Below are 17,371 nucleotides of genomic sequence, written 5' to 3' on the forward strand. Positions count from 1 at the left end.
CATGAGCGCCGCCCCCAACCCGCACGCCGGCCGCTGGAAAGCCTATCTGGGCGATTGCGGCGCGCTGGTCGGCTTCGTCGAGCCGATGCAGGTCTCCGGCCGCGTCACCCGCGTGGCCGGCCTGGTCATGGAGGCGGTCGGCCTGCGCCTGGCCGTCGGCGCCGCCTGCACCGTGCCGCTGCCCAGCGGCGGCAAGATCGAGGCCGAGGTGGTCGGCTTCGAGGGCGACCGCCTGTTCCTGATGCCGCAAAGCGATGTCGAGGGCGTGGTGCCCGGCACCCGCGTGTTCCCGGTCGAGCCGGCCATCCCGAAACCGGGCACGGTGGCCCATCCGCGCCGCCGCCCCAGCGACCGCGCGCGCCACTTGCCGGTCGGCCCGGAGCTGCTGGGCCGCGTGCTCGACGGCGCCGGCCGGCCGCTCGACAACCTCGGCCCGCTCAACGCCTCCGACAGCGCGCCGATCAACACCCGCCCCGCCAATCCGCTGGGCCGCGCGCCCATCGTCGACACGCTCGACGTCGGCGTGCGCTCGATCAACGCCATGCTGACCGTGGGACGCGGCCAGCGCATGGGCCTGTTCGCCGGCTCCGGCGTCGGCAAGTCTGTGCTGCTGGGCATGATGGCGCGCTACACCGAGGCCGACATCATCGTCGTCGGCCTGATCGGCGAACGGGGACGCGAGGTAAAAGAGTTCATCGAGCAGATCCTCGGCGAGGAAGGCCTGGCGCGCTCGGTGGTGGTGGCGGCGCCGGCCGACGCGCCGCCGCTGATGCGGCTGCAGGGCGCGGCCTACGCCACCGCCATCGCCGAGCACTTCCGCGACAAGGGCCAGAACGTGCTGCTGATCATGGATTCGCTGACCCGCTACGCCATGGCGCAGCGCGAGATCGCGCTGGCCATCGGCGAGCCGCCGGCCACCAAGGGCTATCCGCCGTCGGTGTTCGCCAAGCTGCCGGTGCTGGTCGAACGGGCCGGCAACGGCGAGATCGGCGGCGGCTCGATCACCGCCTTCTACACCGTGCTGACCGAGGGCGACGACCAGCAAGACCCGATCGCCGACTCGGCGCGCGCCATCCTCGACGGCCACATCGTGCTCAACCGCCGGCTGGCCGAGTCCGGCCACTATCCGGCCATCGACGTCGAGCAGTCGATCAGCCGCGCCATGCACTCGATCACCTCGCACGAGCACCAGCAGCGCGCGCGCCACCTGAAACAACTGTTTTCGCGCTACGAGCGCAGCCGCGACCTGATCAGCGTGGGCGCCTACGCCCCCGGCACCGACCCGGTATTGGACCAGGCTATCGTTCTGCACGATCGGATAGAAAATTTTCTTCAGCAACAAATCACCGAACGGGTCACCATGGGCGAGAGTTTGGGCCAACTTACCTCTCTGTTCGAGTGATGGACGGCGCGCGGCGCCCCCTATAATTGATTCACTATGGCATCTAAAGCGCAACTTGAAACCCTGATCGACCTGGCGCGGCGCGAAACCGACGACGCCGCCAAGCGGCTGGGCGCGGCCCTCAAGGCGGTCGACGAGGCCAGGCAGAAGCACCAGATGCTGGTCGGCTACCGCGACGAATACGTCAAGCGCTTCGAGGAGGCCCAGGCCAACGGCATCACGCCCATGGCCTACCGCAATTTCCAGGCCTTCATGGAAAAGCTGGACGTGGCCGTCAAGGGCCAACTCGACATGATCCGCCACGCCGAGTACCGCGGCGAGCAGGAAAAGGCCGCGTGGCAGACCGCCGAGCGCAAGCGCATGTCCTACTCGACGCTGAACGAGCGGGCGGCGGCCGAGGCGCTGAAGGTGGAAAACAAGCGCGACCAGAAGCAGATGGACGAACACGCAGCACGACAGGCTTATTACAAGCGTTGACCACACAGTTAAACCCTACCGACACGGCGCGATCATGCAAACTTCCCCTCTCCCACTCCCGACGCTGAACGCCAACGCGGTCTCGGTGCCCAAGGCCAATCTGAACCTGGGCGCGGGCGGCGACAACAACGCGTTCAAGCAGGCGCTGTCGCGCGAGATGGATCAACGCCAGGCCAACAACGGCAACATGATCGCCAAGGCGCCGGAGCGTCCGGCGCCGGCGTCGCGCCCGTCGGCGCCGAAACAGGCGGCGCCCGCCAAACCGGCGCAGCCGCAGAACCAGCAGGCCGACGCGGCCAACCACGCCGACAAGGCGGCCCAGCCGGCCGTGCGCGCCGACGCGGCGACGGCCGCGCCGGCGCCAGCCCCGGCTAAAGCCGCCGCCGACGACGCCACCGACAGCGCCAGCAGCGACGCCCAGGCGGCCAAAGCGGCCGATCCGGTGGCCGACATGCTGGCCCTGGTGGCCGCGTTCAATCAACCGCCGGCCCCGGCCGCCTCCACCGCCGCCGATGCCCCGGCCGCCATCAGCGCCGGCGGCGCCAGCGCGACATCGCTCGCCGCCGACGCCGCAGCGCTGGCGGCGGAACTGGCCGCCGCCAAAGCCGGCGATGCCGCCGCCGACGCTGCCGCCGCGCTGGCCGCCGCCGACCAGGCCCCCGCCGCCGCCGATGCAAGCGCGCTCGACGACGCAGCGCTGCTGGCCGCCAAGGCCGGCGCCGGCGCCGATGCCGCCGCCGACTTCAAGGCCGCGCTGACCAGCGCCGGCGCCAGCGCGCAGGCGGCCAGCGATGCCGCCGCCGCGGCCGCCAGCGCCAAGGCCGCCGCCGACGCCGCCAACGCGGCCGGCAAGCTGACCCCAATTCCAGCCGACGCCGTGCACTACGTCAACGCCACCACCAACGCCACCCCCGGCGTGGCCGGCCCGGACGACAAGGCCGGCGCCAGCGCCGTGGCGAAAGATACGGCCGCCAGCACGGACGCCGACGCCGGCGCCGCCACCAGCGGCAAGACCGCGCCGGCCGCCGACTTCCAGCAACAATTGACCCAGTCGCAGCAAGCGCAACAGCGTCAGTCCGACGCCGCACTGGCCGCCGCCGCGCCGCGCGTCGCCGCCGCCGCCAATGCCGAAGCCCTGGCCGTGCCGAAGGAGAACGCCAGCGCCGCCATCGCGCCGACCGCGCAGGCCGCGCTCGAAACCGCCAAGGCGGCCGTGGCCGCGCCGACCGACAAGCTCACCAGCCGCGTCGGCACCCAGGCCTGGGACCAGCAGCTGGGCCAGAAGGTCATCTTCATGGCCGCCGGCGGCGAGCAAAGCGCCACCATGGAACTGAATCCGCCGGACCTCGGTCCGCTGCAGGTGGTGCTGAGCGTGAACAAGGACCAGGCCACGGCCGCCTTCAGCTCGGCCCAGCCGGAGGTGCGCCAGGCGCTCGAAGCGGCCCTGCCGAAGCTGCGCGAGATGATGAGCGAGGCCGGCATCCAGCTTGGCAGCGCGACGGTATCGTCCGGAATGTCGGACCAGAACAACGGTTTCAATCAGCAAGCCGCGTCCATGCAAAACAATAGCGGCGGCCAGCGCGGCGCCCGCGCCGGCGGGGCCGGGGCGGACGGCGGCGGCCGCGGTGGCGATGGCGGCGGCGCGCGCGCCAGCGCCGCGCCGCGCCGCACGGCGGCCGGCGCGGTCGACACCTTCGCCTGACGCGGGCCGGCGCCGGCGGTTTTGTTGTCGGTTCAACTATGGAAGTGGCAAGCAGCGACTGGATCGCCCTTCTTTTCGGCGTTTCCAACCGCGCAGGCACAACCGATAATGACATAATGGCGAAATGATCCATTCGCACCATCAGGGCAAGGGCAAGGGTAATTTTGAAAGCGAATCCAAAAGTGAAAGCCGATCAGAAAGTTGAAGCGCCCGCAGGCGGCGGCAGCAAAAAACTGATCATCATCATCGTCGCGGTGGTGCTGTTGCTGGCCGCCGCCGGCGGCGGCGCGGCCTGGTTCTTCATGCACGGCAAGGCCGACGCGCACGAGGAGGAAGACAAGCCGGTCAAGAAAAAATCGGCCAAGAAGGCCGGGCCGTCGGAGTACATCCCGGTCGAGCCGTTCACCGTCAACCTGCAACCGGGCGAGGCCGGCGCCGACCAGTATCTGCAGCTGGCCTTCACGCTGGAGGTGGGCAGCCTGGAAGAGGCCGACAATATCAAGAAGAACATGGCCAAGGTGCGCAACCGCGTGCTGTTGCTGTTGTCGAGCAAAAAAGCCGCCGACCTGAGCACGCCCGAGGGCAAGGTCGAGTTGTCGAAGGAAATCGTGGCGCAGCTGTCGGAACCGTTCGAACCGCGCGGCGACAAGCAGGACGTCATCGATGTGCTGTTCACGTCGTTTATCATCCAGTAAGCAGACCCACCATGGCCGATAATTTTCTCTCCCAGGAAGAAGTCGATGCCCTTTTGAAGGGCGTCAATGGCGACCAGGACGACGCCCAGCAGCAGGAGGACGTGGCCGGCGTCCGCACCTACAACCTGGCCACGCAGGAACGCATCGTCCGCGGCCGCATGCCGACCCTGGAGATCATCAACGAGCGCTTCGCGCGCCTGTTGCGGGTGGGCCTGTTCAACTTCCTGCGCCGCAGCGCCGAGGTGTCGGTGGGCTCGGTGCGGGTGTCCAAGTACAGCGAATTCATCCGCAACCTGGTGGTGCCGACCAACCTCAACCTGGTGCACATGAAGCCGCTGCGCGGCACGGCGCTGATGGTGTTCGATCCGGGCCTGGTGTTCCTGCTGGTGGACAACCTGTTCGGCGGCGACGGCCGCTTCCACACGCGGGTCGAGGGGCGCGACTTCACGCAGACCGAGCAGCGCATCATCCTGCGCATCCTCGATATCGTGTTCGAGGCCTACACCAAGTCGTGGGAGCCGGTCTACCCGGTCGAGTTCGAGTACATCCGCTCGGAGATGAACACCCAGTTCGCCAACATCGCCACCCCCAACGAGGTGGTGGTGGCGTCGACCTTCACGGTGGAGCTGGGCTCGGTGTCGGGCCAGATCCACTTCTGCATGCCGTACTCGATGATCGAGCCGATCCGCGATTCGCTGACCTCGAGCCTGCAGGGCGAGGCGCTGGAGGTCGACAAGCGCTGGATCCGCCTGATGACGCAGCAGATCCAGATCGCCGAGGTCGAGGTGGTCGCCTCGCTGGGCACGGCCAAGGTCAATTTCGACGAGATCCTCAACATGCGGGTGGGCGACATCATCCCGCTGACGATCCCGGAACTGATCTCGGCGACGGTGGACGGGGTGCCGGTGATGGACTGCAGCTACGGCGTGATGAACGGACAATACGCGTTAAAGGTCGAGAAACTGCTGGCCAATACCGATAACCTTAAATAACACCGGCGCGTTGGCCGGGCCGCAACACAGGAGAGAAACATGTCGGACAATCAAGACGACGATCAAAGCATGGACGACCCTTGGGGCGCCGCGATCGCCGAGCAAGCCCAGGCGGAAGCGGCGGCGCTGCAGGCGCAGCAAGCGCAGCAGGCCGCCAGCGCGGCCGTCTTCAAGGACTTTTCCGGCACGCCGAGCAAGAACGAGACCCACAACGATATCGACTTCATCCTCGACATCCCGGTCCAGCTGACGGTCGAGCTGGGGCGCACCAAGATCGCCATCAAGAACCTGCTGCAACTGGCGCAGGGTTCGGTGGTCGAGCTCGACGGCATGGCCGGCGAACCGATGGACGTGCTGGTCAACGGCTGCCTGATCGCCCAGGGCGAGGTGGTGGTGGTCAACGACAAGTTCGGCATCCGCCTGACCGACATCATCACGCCCTCCGAACGCATCCGAAAACTGAATAAATGAAGCACGGACTCCCCTACTCCCTGATCCTCGCGGCGGCCCTGGCCGCCGCGCCCGCGATGGCGCAGACCAGCGCGCCGGCCGCCGACCAACCGGCCGCGACCACGACGGCGGCGCCGGCCGCGACAGCAGCGACCACGCCGCCCGGCCCGCTGGCGATGACCATCCCCACCCCGCAACCGGCGTCCCAGGGCGCCGGCGGCCTGCTGCAAACCACCTTCGCGCTGCTGTTCGTGCTGGCGCTGCTGGTGGGCGGCGCCTGGTTCCTCAAGCGCTTCGGCCCGCGCAACCTGGGCGGCGGCGGCGGCACCGTCAAGCTGGTCGGCTCGCTGAGCCTGGGCACGCGCGAGCGCATCCTGGTGGTCGAGGTGGGCGAACAATGGATCGTGGTCGGCGCCTCGCCCGGCCGCATGAACGCGCTGGCCACCATGCCGCGCCAGGACGCCGCCGAGGCCGCCCCGCCCGGCAGCGCCACCCTGCAGACGGCCAACTTCGCCGAGTGGTTCAAACAAACGATCGACAAGCGCAATGGCAAATAGGCCGGGCAAGTCCGCGGGCGCGACCGCCGTCAAGCTGCTGTTGCTGGCCGGCGCGCTGGCGCTGCCGCTGCTGGCCGGCGCCGAGTCCAACATCGGCATCCCGGCGCTGAACGCGACGCCGGCGCCGGGCGGCGGCACCAACTACACGCTGCCGCTGCAGACCATGCTGTTGATGACGGCGCTGTCGTTCATCCCGGCCGCGCTGCTGTTGATGACCTGCTTCACCCGCATCATCATCGTGCTGTCGCTGCTGCGCCAGGCGCTGGGCACGCAGTCGGCGCCGCCCAACCAGGTGATGGTCGGGCTGGCATTGTTCCTGACCCTGTTCGTCATGGGGCCGACCTTCGACAAGATCTACAACGAGGCCTACCTGCCGCTGCAGGAAAACAAGATCACCATGACCGACGCGATGGACAAGGGCGCCGCCCCGCTCAAGGCGTTCATGATGAAGCAGACCCGCCAGGCCGACCTGGCGCTGTTCGTCAAGCTGTCGCGCAGCCCGGCGCTGCAGGGGCCGGAGGACGTGCCGCTGCGCATCCTGGTGCCGGCGTTCGTCACCAGCGAGCTCAAAACGGCGTTCCAGATCGGCTTTGCCATCTTCATCCCGTTCCTGATCATCGACATGGTGGTGGCGTCGGTGCTGATGTCGATGGGCATGATGATGATGTCGCCGGCGGTGATCTCGCTGCCGTTCAAGCTGATGTTGTTCGTGCTGGTCGACGGCTGGCAGTTGCTGCTCGGCTCGCTGGCGCAAAGTTTTTACTAGGAGGGCGCGATGACACCGGAAAGCGTCATGACGATGGGCCGCCACGCGATGGAGGTCACCCTGATGATCGCCGCGCCGATGCTGCTGGTGGCGCTGATCATCGGCCTGGTGGTCAGCATCTTCCAGGCCGCCACGCAGATCAACGAGGCCACCTTGTCGTTCATCCCCAAGCTGGTCGGCATCTTCGTGGCGCTGGTCGTGGCCGGGCCGTGGATGTTGTCGGTCATGCTCGACTATATGCGCGAAGTGTTCGGCGGCATCCCGAACCTCGTTGGCTAAATGCTACTAATTCCACAGAGAAATGTAACGGTGGGTAACAAACCCTCATGATTACCGTCTCCAGTGCCGATATCAACTTGTGGATCGCAGGATTGCTGTGGCCGCTCACGCGCATCCTCGGCCTGCTGGCGGCCGCGCCGTTGTTCGGCAACAACGCGGTGCCGGCCACCGTCAAGGTGATGCTGGGCGCGATGCTGGCGATGATCGTGGCGCCGACGGTGCCGGCGCTGCCGGCGGCCGATCCGCTGTCGCTGGCCGGGCTGCTGATCGTGGCGCAGGAGATGCTGGTCGGGCTGGCGATGGGGTTCAGCATCCGCATCGTGTTCGCGGCGGTCGAGATGGCGGGCGAGATTTCCAGTTTGACCATGGGGCTGGGGTTTGCGACGTTTTTCGACCCCAACACCCAGGGCCGCTCGTCGGCGATCAGCCAGTTCCTGGCGCTGGTGGCCACCATGGGTTTCCTGGCGGTCAACGCGCACCTGGTGTTGCTGTCGGTGCTGGTGGAGAGTTTTACGACGTTGCCGGTGTCGGCCACGCCGCTCTACGCCGGCGGCTTCAAGCAGCTGGCCGACTGGGGCGGGCGCATCTTCAGCACCGGCGTGCAGTTGTCGCTGCCGATCGTCGCCGCGCTGTTGATCACCAACGTCGCGCTGGGCATTTTGACGCGGGCGGCGCCGGCCCTGAATTTGTTTGGCATCGGATTTCCGATTACTTTAGGTGTGGGTTTGCTGGTGGTCGCCATGACACTGCCGTATCTGGCGACGCCGATACAGAACCTGTTTTTGGATGGCATAGAACGGGCGCGGCTGATGCCGCGCACTTGGTCGCAACGGCCGCCCCCTGTCAAACCGGCAAGCTTGCCGAACCGACCTCCGGGCCTTGCGCCATAGCAACGTTCAATCGCCGTTCGGCAGTATTTGGTTTCCGTGCGGCAATTTAAAGCGTATCATGGAAGCTCCCCGGGAGACCCTATAATGACTTCGTTTATCACAGGCATGACAACAGAGGTGGTCGCCAGTCTGACGACCGCCCGCATCGCCAGCCTGACGACCGAAGACATCGCGGCCTTCAGCTCGGACCAGTTCACCGCGCTGAGCACGGACCAATTGCGCGCCATCGGCACCCGCCAACTGGGCGCCTTGACCGCCGACGGCCTGGCCGGCCTGACCACCGACCAGGTGCAGGCGCTGTCGCTGCCGCAGGTGGCCGCCTTGACCACGGGCCAGGTCGCGCTGCTGAGCACCGACCAGCTGGTCGCGCTGACCACGCGCGAGATGACCGCCCTCACCAGCCGCCAGCTCAACACCCTCAACGGCAGCCAGGTCGCCGCGCTCGAGAGCGACGACCTGCGCGCGCTGCAAACCGTCCAAATCGCCGCGCTCGGCTCGGACCAGGTGGCGGCACTGAGCACCGACCAGCTCAACGCGCTGGCCACGCGCCAGCTGGCGGCGCTGAGCACCGGCGCCATCCGGGCGCTGGGCGCCGGCCAGCTGACGTCGCTGGCGACGGCCGCCATGGCGCGCCTGACCACCCAGCAGATCAACGCGCTGACGGCCGACCAGCTGGCCGTGGTCACGACCGACCAGATCGCCGGCCTGGGCAGCGTGCAGCTGGCCGCGCTGGCGACGGCCTCGCTGGCCGTGCTCACCAGCGACCAGATCGCCGCGATCGAGACGCGCGACCTGGTGGCCATGAGCGGCGCCCAGATCGCCCTGCTCAACGGCGACCAGCTGGCCGGCCTGAGCACCGACCAGGTGCACGCGCTGCGCAGCAACGCCATCGCCGCGCTGACCGCCGACCAGCTGCCGCTGCTGACGACCGACCAGATCGTCGCGCTGACGTCGCTGGCGACGCTGAACTCGGCGCAGATGGCCGCGCTCACCACCGACCAGATCGTCGCGCTGACGACCAAGACCATCTCCGTGCTCGACACGCGGCAGCTGGCGGCGCTGGTGCCCGACCAGGTGCAGGCGCTCACCACCGACCAGATCGCCGGGCTGACGACGGCCCAGGTGCAGGCGTTGACCACCACCATGGTCGCCGGGCTGACCAGCAACCAGGTGGCCGCGCTGGAGACGCGCGACGTCGCCAAGCTCACCAGCGCCCAGATCCGCGTGCTGCGCGACGACCAGCTGGCGGCGCTGACCACCGACCAGATGGCCGCGCTCGGCAGCGACAACCTGGCCGCGCTGCTGCCGGCGCAGCTGGCCGTGCTCAGCACCGACCAGATCGCCGCGCTCAAGAGCCTGGCGCCGCTGGGCACGCTGCAGATGACGGCGCTCACGACCGACCAGATCGTCTCGCTGGAGACGCGCGACCTCGTCAACCTGAGCAGCGCGCAGCTGGCGGCGCTGACGGCCGAGCAGATCCAGGCGCTGACGGCGGCCCAGATCGTCGACCTGACGGCGGCCCAGTACCGCGGCCTGAGCACGGCCATGCTCAACGCGCTCACCAGCGCCCAGATCGGCCAGATCGAGACGCGCGACATCGCCGCGCTGCAATCGGCGCAGGTGGCGCGGCTGTCGACCGACCAGCTCGTCGCGCTGGGCAGCGACCAGTTCGGCGCGCTCGCCAGCGCCGCCGTCGCCGCGCTCGACACCGACCAGATCGGCGTGCTGACGAGCGACCAGCTCAACGCGCTGACGACCCTGGCCATGCTGACCAGCGCCCAGATCACCGGCCTGACCACCGGCCAACTGGCGTCGCTGACGACGCGCGACCTGGCCACCCTGACCAGCGGCCAGCTGCGCGCGCTGTCGGCCGACCAGGCGCTGGCGCTGACGACCGACCAGATCGTCGCGTTGAGCGCGGCGCAGCTGCGCGCACTGGGCGCGGCGACCCTGGCGGCGCTGTCGACCGACCAGATCGCCGCGATCGAGACGCGCGACATCGCCGGCCTCGACACGGTCCAGCTGAACGGCCTCACGACCGACCAGATCGCCGCGCTGGGCACGGCCCAGGTGGCCGCGCTGGGCACGGCCGGCACGGTCGCCCTCAACAGCGACCAGATCGCCGCGCTGAGCACCGACCAGATCGACGCGCTGCGCTTTATCGACGCGCTGGCCACGCGCCAGATCCACGCGCTGACCACCAGCCAGGTGGCCAGCATCACGACCACCGACTTCGCCAAGCTGGCCACGCGCCAGGTCGGCGCCTTGGACAGCGACCAGCTGGCCGCGCTCACCACCGACCAGATCGTCGCGCTGAACAGCGCGCAACTGGCGGCGCTGGGCGCCGGCGCCATCGCCGCGTTGACCACCGACGCCATCGCCGCGATCGAGACGCGCGACTTCCGCGCGCTGCGCACGGCCCAGCTGGCGCAGCTGACCACCGACCAGATCGTCGCGCTGACGACCGCCCAGTTGACCGTGCTGGGCACGGCCGGCATCCGCGCGCTGGGCGCCGAGCAGCTGGCCGTGCTCAATAGCGACCAGATCGCCGCGCTGAGCGGCCTGGCGCCGCTGACGTCGCGCCAGATCGCGGCGCTGACGACCGACCAGCTCGCCCAGCTGGGCACGGCCGATTTCGCCGCGCTGCTGACCAGCCAGATCGCCGCGCTCAGCGTCGAGCAGGCCGCCGCCATGACCAGCGACCAGGTGCGCACGATGACGACGGCGCAGGTGCGCGCGCTGGGCACGGACCGTATCGCCGCGCTCGGCACGGACCGGATCGCCGCGCTGCGCCCCGACGAATTGGTGGCGCTGAGCACGCGCCAGCTGAGCGCGCTCGGCAGCGACCAGCTCGACGCGCTGAGCAGCCAACAGTTGCGCGCGCTCACGACGGCCGAGGTGGCCGCGCTGACGGCCGCCCAGATCGCCAGCCTGGACGACGCCCAGATCGACGCGCTGGCCACCTTGGCCGCGCTGACCACCAAACAGCTGGGCGCGTTCAGCACCGACCAGCTGTCGCACCTGAACCTGGCCGACCTGCGCTCGCTGCGCTCGAACCAGATCGCCGCCCTCAACAGCGACCAGTTGATCGCGCTCACCACCGACCAGATCGCCGGGCTGGCCACGGCCCAGTGGCGCGGCGTGTCGACCGCCAACATCGGCCTGCTGACCACCGACCAGATCGTCGCGCTGGGCTACACGGCGCTGGCCAGCCTGTCGACGCGCCAGGTGGCGGCGCTGTCGACCGACCAGGTGGCGGCGTTGACCACCAACCAGATCACCGTGCTCACGACGCAGGAGATCGCCGCGCTGACGGCCGAGCAGAAGGCCGCGCTCACCACCGACCAGCTCGGCGCGCTGGCGTCGCTGGCGAGCTTCTCGACGGCGGCCATCGCCGCGCTCACCACCGACCAGATCGCCTCGCTGTCGGCCGGCATCCTCGTCAGCCTGACCACGCGCCAGATCGCCGCGCTCACGACCGACCAGATCGCCGCGCTGACGACCAACGCCATCGTCACCCTGGGCACGGCGCAGTTCCGCGCGCTCGGCTCGGACCAGATCGCCGCGCTGACGTCCGACCAGGTGCCGGCCATCGAGATCGCCGACCTGCTGGCGCTGTCGACGCGGCAGATCGCCGCGCTGAGCACCGACCAGCTGGGCCGGCTCACGAACGTCCAGTTCGCCTCGCTGAGCACGCAGGACATCGCCGCGCTGACCACGCGCCAGATCGCCGCGCTCACGACCGACCAGGTGGCCAGCTTCGCCAACCTGGCGCCGCTGACGAGCCGGCAGATCGCCGCGCTCACCACCGACCAGATCGCCAGCTTGGCGCCGGGCCGCATCGCCACCCTGCGCACCAACCAGATCGCCGGCCTGACCAGCGCCCAGGTGGGCGCGCTGACGACCGACCAGATCGTCGCGCTGAGCACGGCGCAGGTGCGCAGCCTGGGCGCCGCCACCCTGGCCGCGCTGACCACCGACCAGGTGGCCGCGATCGAGGCGGTCGACATCGCCGCGCTGGGCACCAACCAGATCACCGCCCTCAACAGCGATCAACTGGCGGCGCTGACGGCCGGCCAGTTCGCCGCGCTGAGCACGCGCGCGCTGGCCAGCCTGACGGGCGCGCAGGTGGCCGCGCTGTCGACCACCCAGATCGGCAGCCTGGCAAGCCTGGCGCCGCTGACGACGACCCAGGTGCGGGCGCTGACGACGGACCAGATCGACAGCCTCGGGCTGGGCCAGATCGCCACCTTGTCGACGCGCCAGCTCAACGCGCTGGCCAGCGCCCAGCTGCAGGCGCTCACCACCGACCAGATCGTCGCGCTCGAGACGCGCCAGGTGCGCGGGCTGGCGACGGCCGCGCTGGCGGCGCTCACGACCGACCAGATCGCCGCGATCGAACTGGCCGACCTGGTGGCGCTGCGGACCGACCAGGTGGCCGCGCTGACGACCGACCAAATCACCGCGCTGACCCTGGCGCAGCTGTCGACCATGACCAGCCAGGAGATCGGCGCGCTGACCAGCCGCCAGATCGCCGTGCTCAGCACCGCGCAGTTCGCCGCGCTGGGCAGCCTGGCCAGCCTGAGCACGCGCCAGATCGCCGGCCTGTCGAGCGACCAGATCATCGCGCTCACGCCGGACCAGTTCGCCGCGCTGCGCACCGCCCAGATCGCCGCGTTCAGCACCGCGCAAATCCAGTACTTCACCAGCGACCAGATCCCGGCGCTGACGACGGCGCAGGTGCGCGCGCTGTCGAACGGGGCCATCGCGGCGCTCACCACCGACCAGATCGTCGCGCTGGCCGGCGACGACCTGGCCGCGCTCAAGACCAGCCAGTTCGTCGCGCTCACCAGCGACCAGCTGGCGGCGCTGTCGACCGACCAGTACGGCATGCTGGCCAGCGCCGAGATCGCCGCGATGACGACCCGCCAGATCGGCTACCTAAGCACCGACCAGATCGCCGCGCTGTCCAGCCTCAAGCCGCTGACGTCGGCGCAGATCGCCGCGCTGAGCACCGACCAGCTGGGCGCGATGGCGGCCGAGCGCTTCGCCACCCTGGGCACCAAGCAGTTGGCGGCGCTGACCAAGAACCAGGCCGGCGGCCTGACGGCGGCCCAGCTGATCGCGCTGTCGACCGGCCAGATCCGCGCCATCGGCACCGGCCTGCTGGCGCGCCTGGACCCGACGCTGATCGCCCAGATCGAGGTCGAGGACCTGGCCGCGTTCACCACCGCGCAGCTGCGCTCGCTCACCACCGACCAGGTCGTCGCGCTGACCTTGGACCAGTTGCACGCGCTCAGCAGCGCCGACATCGCCGCCTTCTCGCAAAACCAGCTGGGCGCGATGACGCCGGAGCAGGCCGCCGCGCTGGGCAACCTGGCCGACTACACGACGGCGCAGATCGCCGCGATGTCGCTGGCGCGCATCGCCGCGCTGACCGCGTCCGACATCGAACTGCTGAGCACGCGCCAGATCGGCGCGCTGCAGACGGTGCAGATGACGGTGCTCACGGCCGACCAGCTCGCCGCGCTGAGCCCGGCCCAGCTGGGCGCGCTGAGCCTGCCCGCGCTGGCCACCCTGACGGTCGACCAAATCGCCGCCATCGAGGCGCGCGACATCCCCGGCCTGAAGACGGCGCAGGTGCAGGCGCTGAGCACCGACCAGTTGCTGGCGTTCACCACCGACCAGATCGCCGCGCTGACGTCGCAGGAGGTGGCCAGCCTGAAGCTGACCCAGCTGGGCGTGCTGACGGCCGACCAGTTGCACGCGCTCGTCAACCTGCGGGCGCTGACGACGGCCCAGGTGCGGGCGCTGACGGCCGACCAGCTGCAGGCGCTGCTGCCCGAGCAGATCGCCGCGCTGCGCACCGTCCAGATCGCCGCGTTGAGCAACACCCAGGCCGCGCTGCTGACGACCGACCAGATCGTCGCGCTCACCACCGCCGAGATCGTGTCGCTGAGCACGCGCGCGCTGGCCGCGCTGACCGCCGAGCAGGTCGGCGCGATCGAGGGCGCCGACATCACCGCGCTGCGCTCGACGCAGGTGATGGCGCTGACGACCGACCAGATCGTCGCCCTCACCACCGACCAGATCGGCGCCATCGGCACCGCCGGCATCGCCGCGCTGAGCGACCGCCAGGTGCGCGCGCTGACGGTCGACCAGGTCGCCGCGCTGGGCAACAACCAGGCGAAGGCGCTGTCGACCCGCGCCATCACCCTGCTCAGCGTCGACCAGTTCGCCGCGTTCGAGCCGGGCGACCTGGCGGCGTTGCGCACCGCGCAGATCCGCGCGCTCACGTCCGACGAGATCGCCAACATGAGCGACGCCCAGCTGCAGGCGCTGACGTCGGCCCAGGTGGCCGCGCTGAGCTCGGCCCAGCTGGGCTACCTGACGCCGGCGCAATTCGCGCTGCTCGACATGATCGCCTCGCTGAGCACGACCCAGGTGGCGGCGCTGAGCACCGACCGCATCCAGGCGCTCAGCGACACCCAGTTGACCGGGCTGAGCAGCAAACAGGTGGCCGCACTCACCAGCCGCCAGGTGCAGGCGCTGACCACGCACCAGATCCAGGCGCTGACGGCCGAGCAGTGGCGCGCGCTGGGCACGGCCGCGCTGCGCGGCCTGTCGAGCGAGCAGATCGCCGCGATGGAGATCGAGGACCTGGCGGGGCTGCGCACAGCCCAGTTCGCCAGCCTGACGACGGCGCAGATCGCCCAGCTGGGCGTCGACCAGTTCGGCGTGCTGTCCACGGCCGAGCTGGCCGCGCTGACGGCGGCCCAGATGAAGGCGGTCAGCAACGCCCAGCTGGCCGCGCTGACGAGTTTGTCGGCGTTCGGCGCCACGCAGATCGGCGCGCTGACGACGGCGCAGCTGGCCGCGCTGGCCATGGACCAGTTCACCACGCTGCGCACGGCCCAGGTGGCCGCGCTGACGGCGGCGCAGCTGCAGGGCGTCACCACCGACCAGTTGGCCGCGCTGAGCACGGCCCAGGTGCGCGCCATCGGCGCGGCCGCGCTGGCCGGCCTCAGCACCGACCAGATCGCCAGCATGGAGGTCGACGACATCGGCGCGCTCAGCGACGCCCAGGTCGACGCCCTGACCCGGCCGCAGATCGCGGCGCTGACCTTGGCCCAGGTCGCCGGCCTGAACACCTCGCAGATCGACGCCATCAGCGTCGGCGACATCGGCGCGCTGTCGAGCGACCAGCTCAACAGCCTGCGCACCTTGGCCGCGCTCAACGCCGGCCAGGTGGCGGCGCTGACGACGCAGCAAGTGGGCGCGATCGACGTCGACCACTTCGCCACGCTGCGCTCGACGCAGCTGGGCGGGCTGGCGCTGACCCAGGTGGCGCAGCTGACCGCCGCCCAGCTCGGCGCGCTGGGCACGCGCCAGATCCCGGGCCTGAACCTGCCGGCGCTGAGCACGCTGCAAATCGCCGCGCTCAGCGTGGCCTCGGTCGGCAGCCTGAACTCGGCGCAGCTGAGCGCGCTCAAGACCAACCAGCTGGGTGCGCTGACGATCGAGCAATTCTCGGCGCTGGGCACGCGCGCGCTGGCCGGGCTGGACGTGACCAAGGTGCGCGGCCTGAGCACCAGCCAGCTGGCCTCGCTCACCTCGCTCAACACCTTCACGGCCGGGCAGATGGTGGGCTTCACGTCGGCCCAGATTTCGGCGCTGGAGGCCGGCATGATCGGCGGCCTGCGCACCAACCAGCTGGCCGCGCTGGGCGCGGCGCAGGCGCTCGGCCTGACCACCGCCCAGATCGCGACGCTGGACGCGCCGCAGGTGGTGGCGCTGAACGCGGCCGTGTTCAACGCGCTCAACTCCGACCAGATCCAGGCGCTCGACGCCAACGACATCGTCGCGCTGCGCACGGCGCAGGTGGGCGCGCTGTCGGCGGCGACGATCGCCAACCTGAGCGCACTGCAGGTGGCCTCGTTCTCGACGGCGCAGGTGCGCGCGCTCAAGGCGACCCAGATCGCCGCGCTGACGTCGGACCAGATCGCCGCGCTGACGGTGGCCGAACTGTCGGCCTTCACGATGGTGCAGGCCGGCGCGTTCAGCGCCGACCAGCTGTCGGCGATGGCCGACGAGCAGCGCGCGGCGCTGCTGACCAGCCCGCTGATCCTCGACCTCGACGGCAACGGCGTGCGCACGCGCGACGTGGCGGCCGGGGTGCGCTTCGACCTGCACGCGGACGGCCACCAGGTCGCGACCGGCTGGGTCGGCCAAGGCGACGGCCTGCTCGCGCTCGACCGCAACCATGACGGCGCGATCAACGACGGCGGCGAGCTGTTCGGCACATCCACCGCCACGGCCGGCGGCGCCAAGGCGCGCGACGGCTTCGCCGCGCTGGCCGGGCTCGACGCCAACGGCGACGGCGTGGTCGACCGCCAGGACGCGCAGTTCGGCGACCTGCGCGTGTGGGTGGACGCCAACGCGGACGGCATCAGCCAGGGCGACGAATTGCGCACCTTGGACGCGCTGGGCATCGCCAGCCTTACGGTGGGCGCCACGGCGACCAGCGAACTGGACAACGGTAACTGGATCGGATTGCGCTCCAGCTACACCAGCACCGACGGCCACGTCGGGCAGGTGGCCGACGTCTGGTTCCGCGCCGAACGGGCGGCGCCGGCGAGCACGCCGGCAAGCTTGCAGGTAGGAACACCGGTGAGCACGCAAGTGAGTGCGCTGGCGCAGGCGCTGGGCGGCTACGCGTTGGCGCAGGCGGCCCAGGGCCAGTTGACGATGCCGGCGCCGTCCGGCGCGACGGCCGATGTCGGCGCGCGGTCCAACTCAAGCGGATTGAACGGCTTGAGCGGCAATATCGCCACGCTGGCCGAGCAAATCAAACGCTACGACGCCAGCACCGGTTTGAGCGGCAGCGCGACGGCGCACACCGACGAATGGTTCCGCAAAGCTAGCATCAACGGTATGCTGGCGGCGAAGTAAGGCGTTCGGCGCCGGCCTTCAAAACCAAAGCGGCAAGCCCGATGCTTGCCGCTTTTTTTTGCTTCCTCCTTCCAGCAAAAAACTGGAGGGGACTATGTCACAGCGCCGTCCCAGCGCCGGTGGACGGCCGGGGCGGGCCATGGGCGCTCATCGCCCGCAAGTGTCGATAGTTGGCTAACGGGCCGGAGCGACATGGCGTTCAGGGCCGC

Annotated in this window: 11 protein-coding genes; all 11 read left to right on the plus strand. The window is 69.8% G+C overall.

Going from position 1 to position 17,371, the window contains the following annotated elements:
* Position 1 precedes the first annotated feature (1 nt).
* The 11 genes from fliI (at position 2) to JOD97_RS30660 (ending at position 17,162) form a co-directional block, all read left to right on the plus strand.
* Positions 2 to 1,402 carry a flagellar protein export ATPase FliI gene (gene fliI / locus JOD97_RS30610; RefSeq protein WP_209726587.1) on the plus strand — a complete coding sequence of 467 codons (1,401 nt, stop codon included), beginning with the start codon at positions 2 to 4 and terminating at the stop codon, positions 1,400 to 1,402.
* A gap of 36 nt (positions 1,403 to 1,438) precedes the next feature.
* Positions 1,439 to 1,879, plus strand: a complete 441-nt coding sequence (gene fliJ, locus JOD97_RS30615) for a flagellar export protein FliJ (protein ID WP_209726588.1) — start codon at positions 1,439 to 1,441, stop codon at positions 1,877 to 1,879.
* A 34-nt stretch (positions 1,880 to 1,913) separates the two neighbouring features.
* Entirely contained in the window at positions 1,914 to 3,581 is a 1,668-nt protein-coding gene (locus tag JOD97_RS33045) for a flagellar hook-length control protein FliK (RefSeq protein ID WP_209726589.1), read from the plus strand.
* 182 nt (positions 3,582 to 3,763) lie between these two features.
* Entirely contained in the window at positions 3,764 to 4,276 is a 513-nt protein-coding gene (gene fliL, locus JOD97_RS30625; protein WP_209726590.1) for a flagellar basal body-associated protein FliL, read from the plus strand.
* An 11-nt stretch (positions 4,277 to 4,287) separates the two neighbouring features.
* On the plus strand, positions 4,288 to 5,268 hold the full coding sequence (gene fliM / locus JOD97_RS30630) for a flagellar motor switch protein FliM (protein ID WP_209726591.1): 981 nt from the start codon (positions 4,288 to 4,290) through the stop codon (positions 5,266 to 5,268).
* Positions 5,269 to 5,307: 39 nt separating this feature from the next.
* On the plus strand, positions 5,308 to 5,739 hold the full coding sequence (gene fliN, locus JOD97_RS30635; RefSeq protein ID WP_209726592.1) for a flagellar motor switch protein FliN: 432 nt from the start codon (positions 5,308 to 5,310) through the stop codon (positions 5,737 to 5,739).
* Positions 5,736 to 6,275: a flagellar biosynthetic protein FliO gene (gene fliO / locus JOD97_RS30640; RefSeq protein ID WP_209726593.1), complete on the plus strand. Its 540-nt coding sequence runs from the start codon at positions 5,736 to 5,738 to the stop codon at positions 6,273 to 6,275. The genes fliN and fliO overlap by 4 nt, the downstream gene beginning before the upstream one ends.
* Entirely contained in the window at positions 6,265 to 7,041 is a 777-nt protein-coding gene (gene fliP / locus JOD97_RS30645; protein WP_209726594.1) for a flagellar type III secretion system pore protein FliP, read from the plus strand. Before fliO ends, fliP begins: the two co-directional genes overlap by 11 nt.
* Positions 7,042 to 7,050: 9 nt before the next feature.
* Entirely contained in the window at positions 7,051 to 7,320 is a 270-nt protein-coding gene (gene fliQ, locus JOD97_RS30650) for a flagellar biosynthesis protein FliQ (RefSeq protein ID WP_209726595.1), read from the plus strand.
* 47 nt (positions 7,321 to 7,367) lie between these two features.
* Complete coding sequence (fliR, locus tag JOD97_RS30655; protein ID WP_209726596.1) at positions 7,368 to 8,210, plus strand: flagellar biosynthetic protein FliR; 843 nt, start codon at positions 7,368 to 7,370, stop codon at positions 8,208 to 8,210.
* Positions 8,211 to 8,294: 84 nt separating this feature from the next.
* On the plus strand, positions 8,295 to 17,162 hold the full coding sequence (locus JOD97_RS30660) for an S-layer family protein (RefSeq protein ID WP_209726597.1): 8,868 nt from the start codon (positions 8,295 to 8,297) through the stop codon (positions 17,160 to 17,162).
* Positions 17,163 to 17,371 lie beyond the last annotated feature (209 nt).

It is taken from the genome of Duganella sp. 1411, assembly GCF_017833525.1.
Classification (GTDB): Bacteria; Pseudomonadota; Gammaproteobacteria; order Burkholderiales; family Burkholderiaceae_D; genus Rugamonas.

Excerpts from the sequence above, each read along its gene's own strand:
- fliI (WP_209726587.1), top strand. The coding sequence starts at position 2 with ATGAGCGCCGCCCCCAACCCGCACGCCGGCCGCTGGAAAGCCTATCTG.
- fliJ (WP_209726588.1), top strand. The coding sequence starts at position 1,439 with ATGGCATCTAAAGCGCAACTTGAAACCCTGATCGACCTGGCGCGGCGC.
- JOD97_RS33045 (WP_209726589.1), top strand. The coding sequence starts at position 1,914 with ATGCAAACTTCCCCTCTCCCACTCCCGACGCTGAACGCCAACGCGGTC.
- fliM (WP_209726591.1), top strand. The coding sequence starts at position 4,288 with ATGGCCGATAATTTTCTCTCCCAGGAAGAAGTCGATGCCCTTTTGAAG.
- fliN (WP_209726592.1), top strand. The coding sequence starts at position 5,308 with ATGTCGGACAATCAAGACGACGATCAAAGCATGGACGACCCTTGGGGC.
- fliO (WP_209726593.1), top strand. The coding sequence starts at position 5,736 with ATGAAGCACGGACTCCCCTACTCCCTGATCCTCGCGGCGGCCCTGGCC.
- fliP (WP_209726594.1), top strand. The coding sequence starts at position 6,265 with ATGGCAAATAGGCCGGGCAAGTCCGCGGGCGCGACCGCCGTCAAGCTG.
- fliQ (WP_209726595.1), top strand. The coding sequence starts at position 7,051 with ATGACACCGGAAAGCGTCATGACGATGGGCCGCCACGCGATGGAGGTC.
- fliR (WP_209726596.1), top strand. The coding sequence starts at position 7,368 with ATGATTACCGTCTCCAGTGCCGATATCAACTTGTGGATCGCAGGATTG.
- JOD97_RS30660 (WP_209726597.1), top strand. The coding sequence starts at position 8,295 with ATGACTTCGTTTATCACAGGCATGACAACAGAGGTGGTCGCCAGTCTG.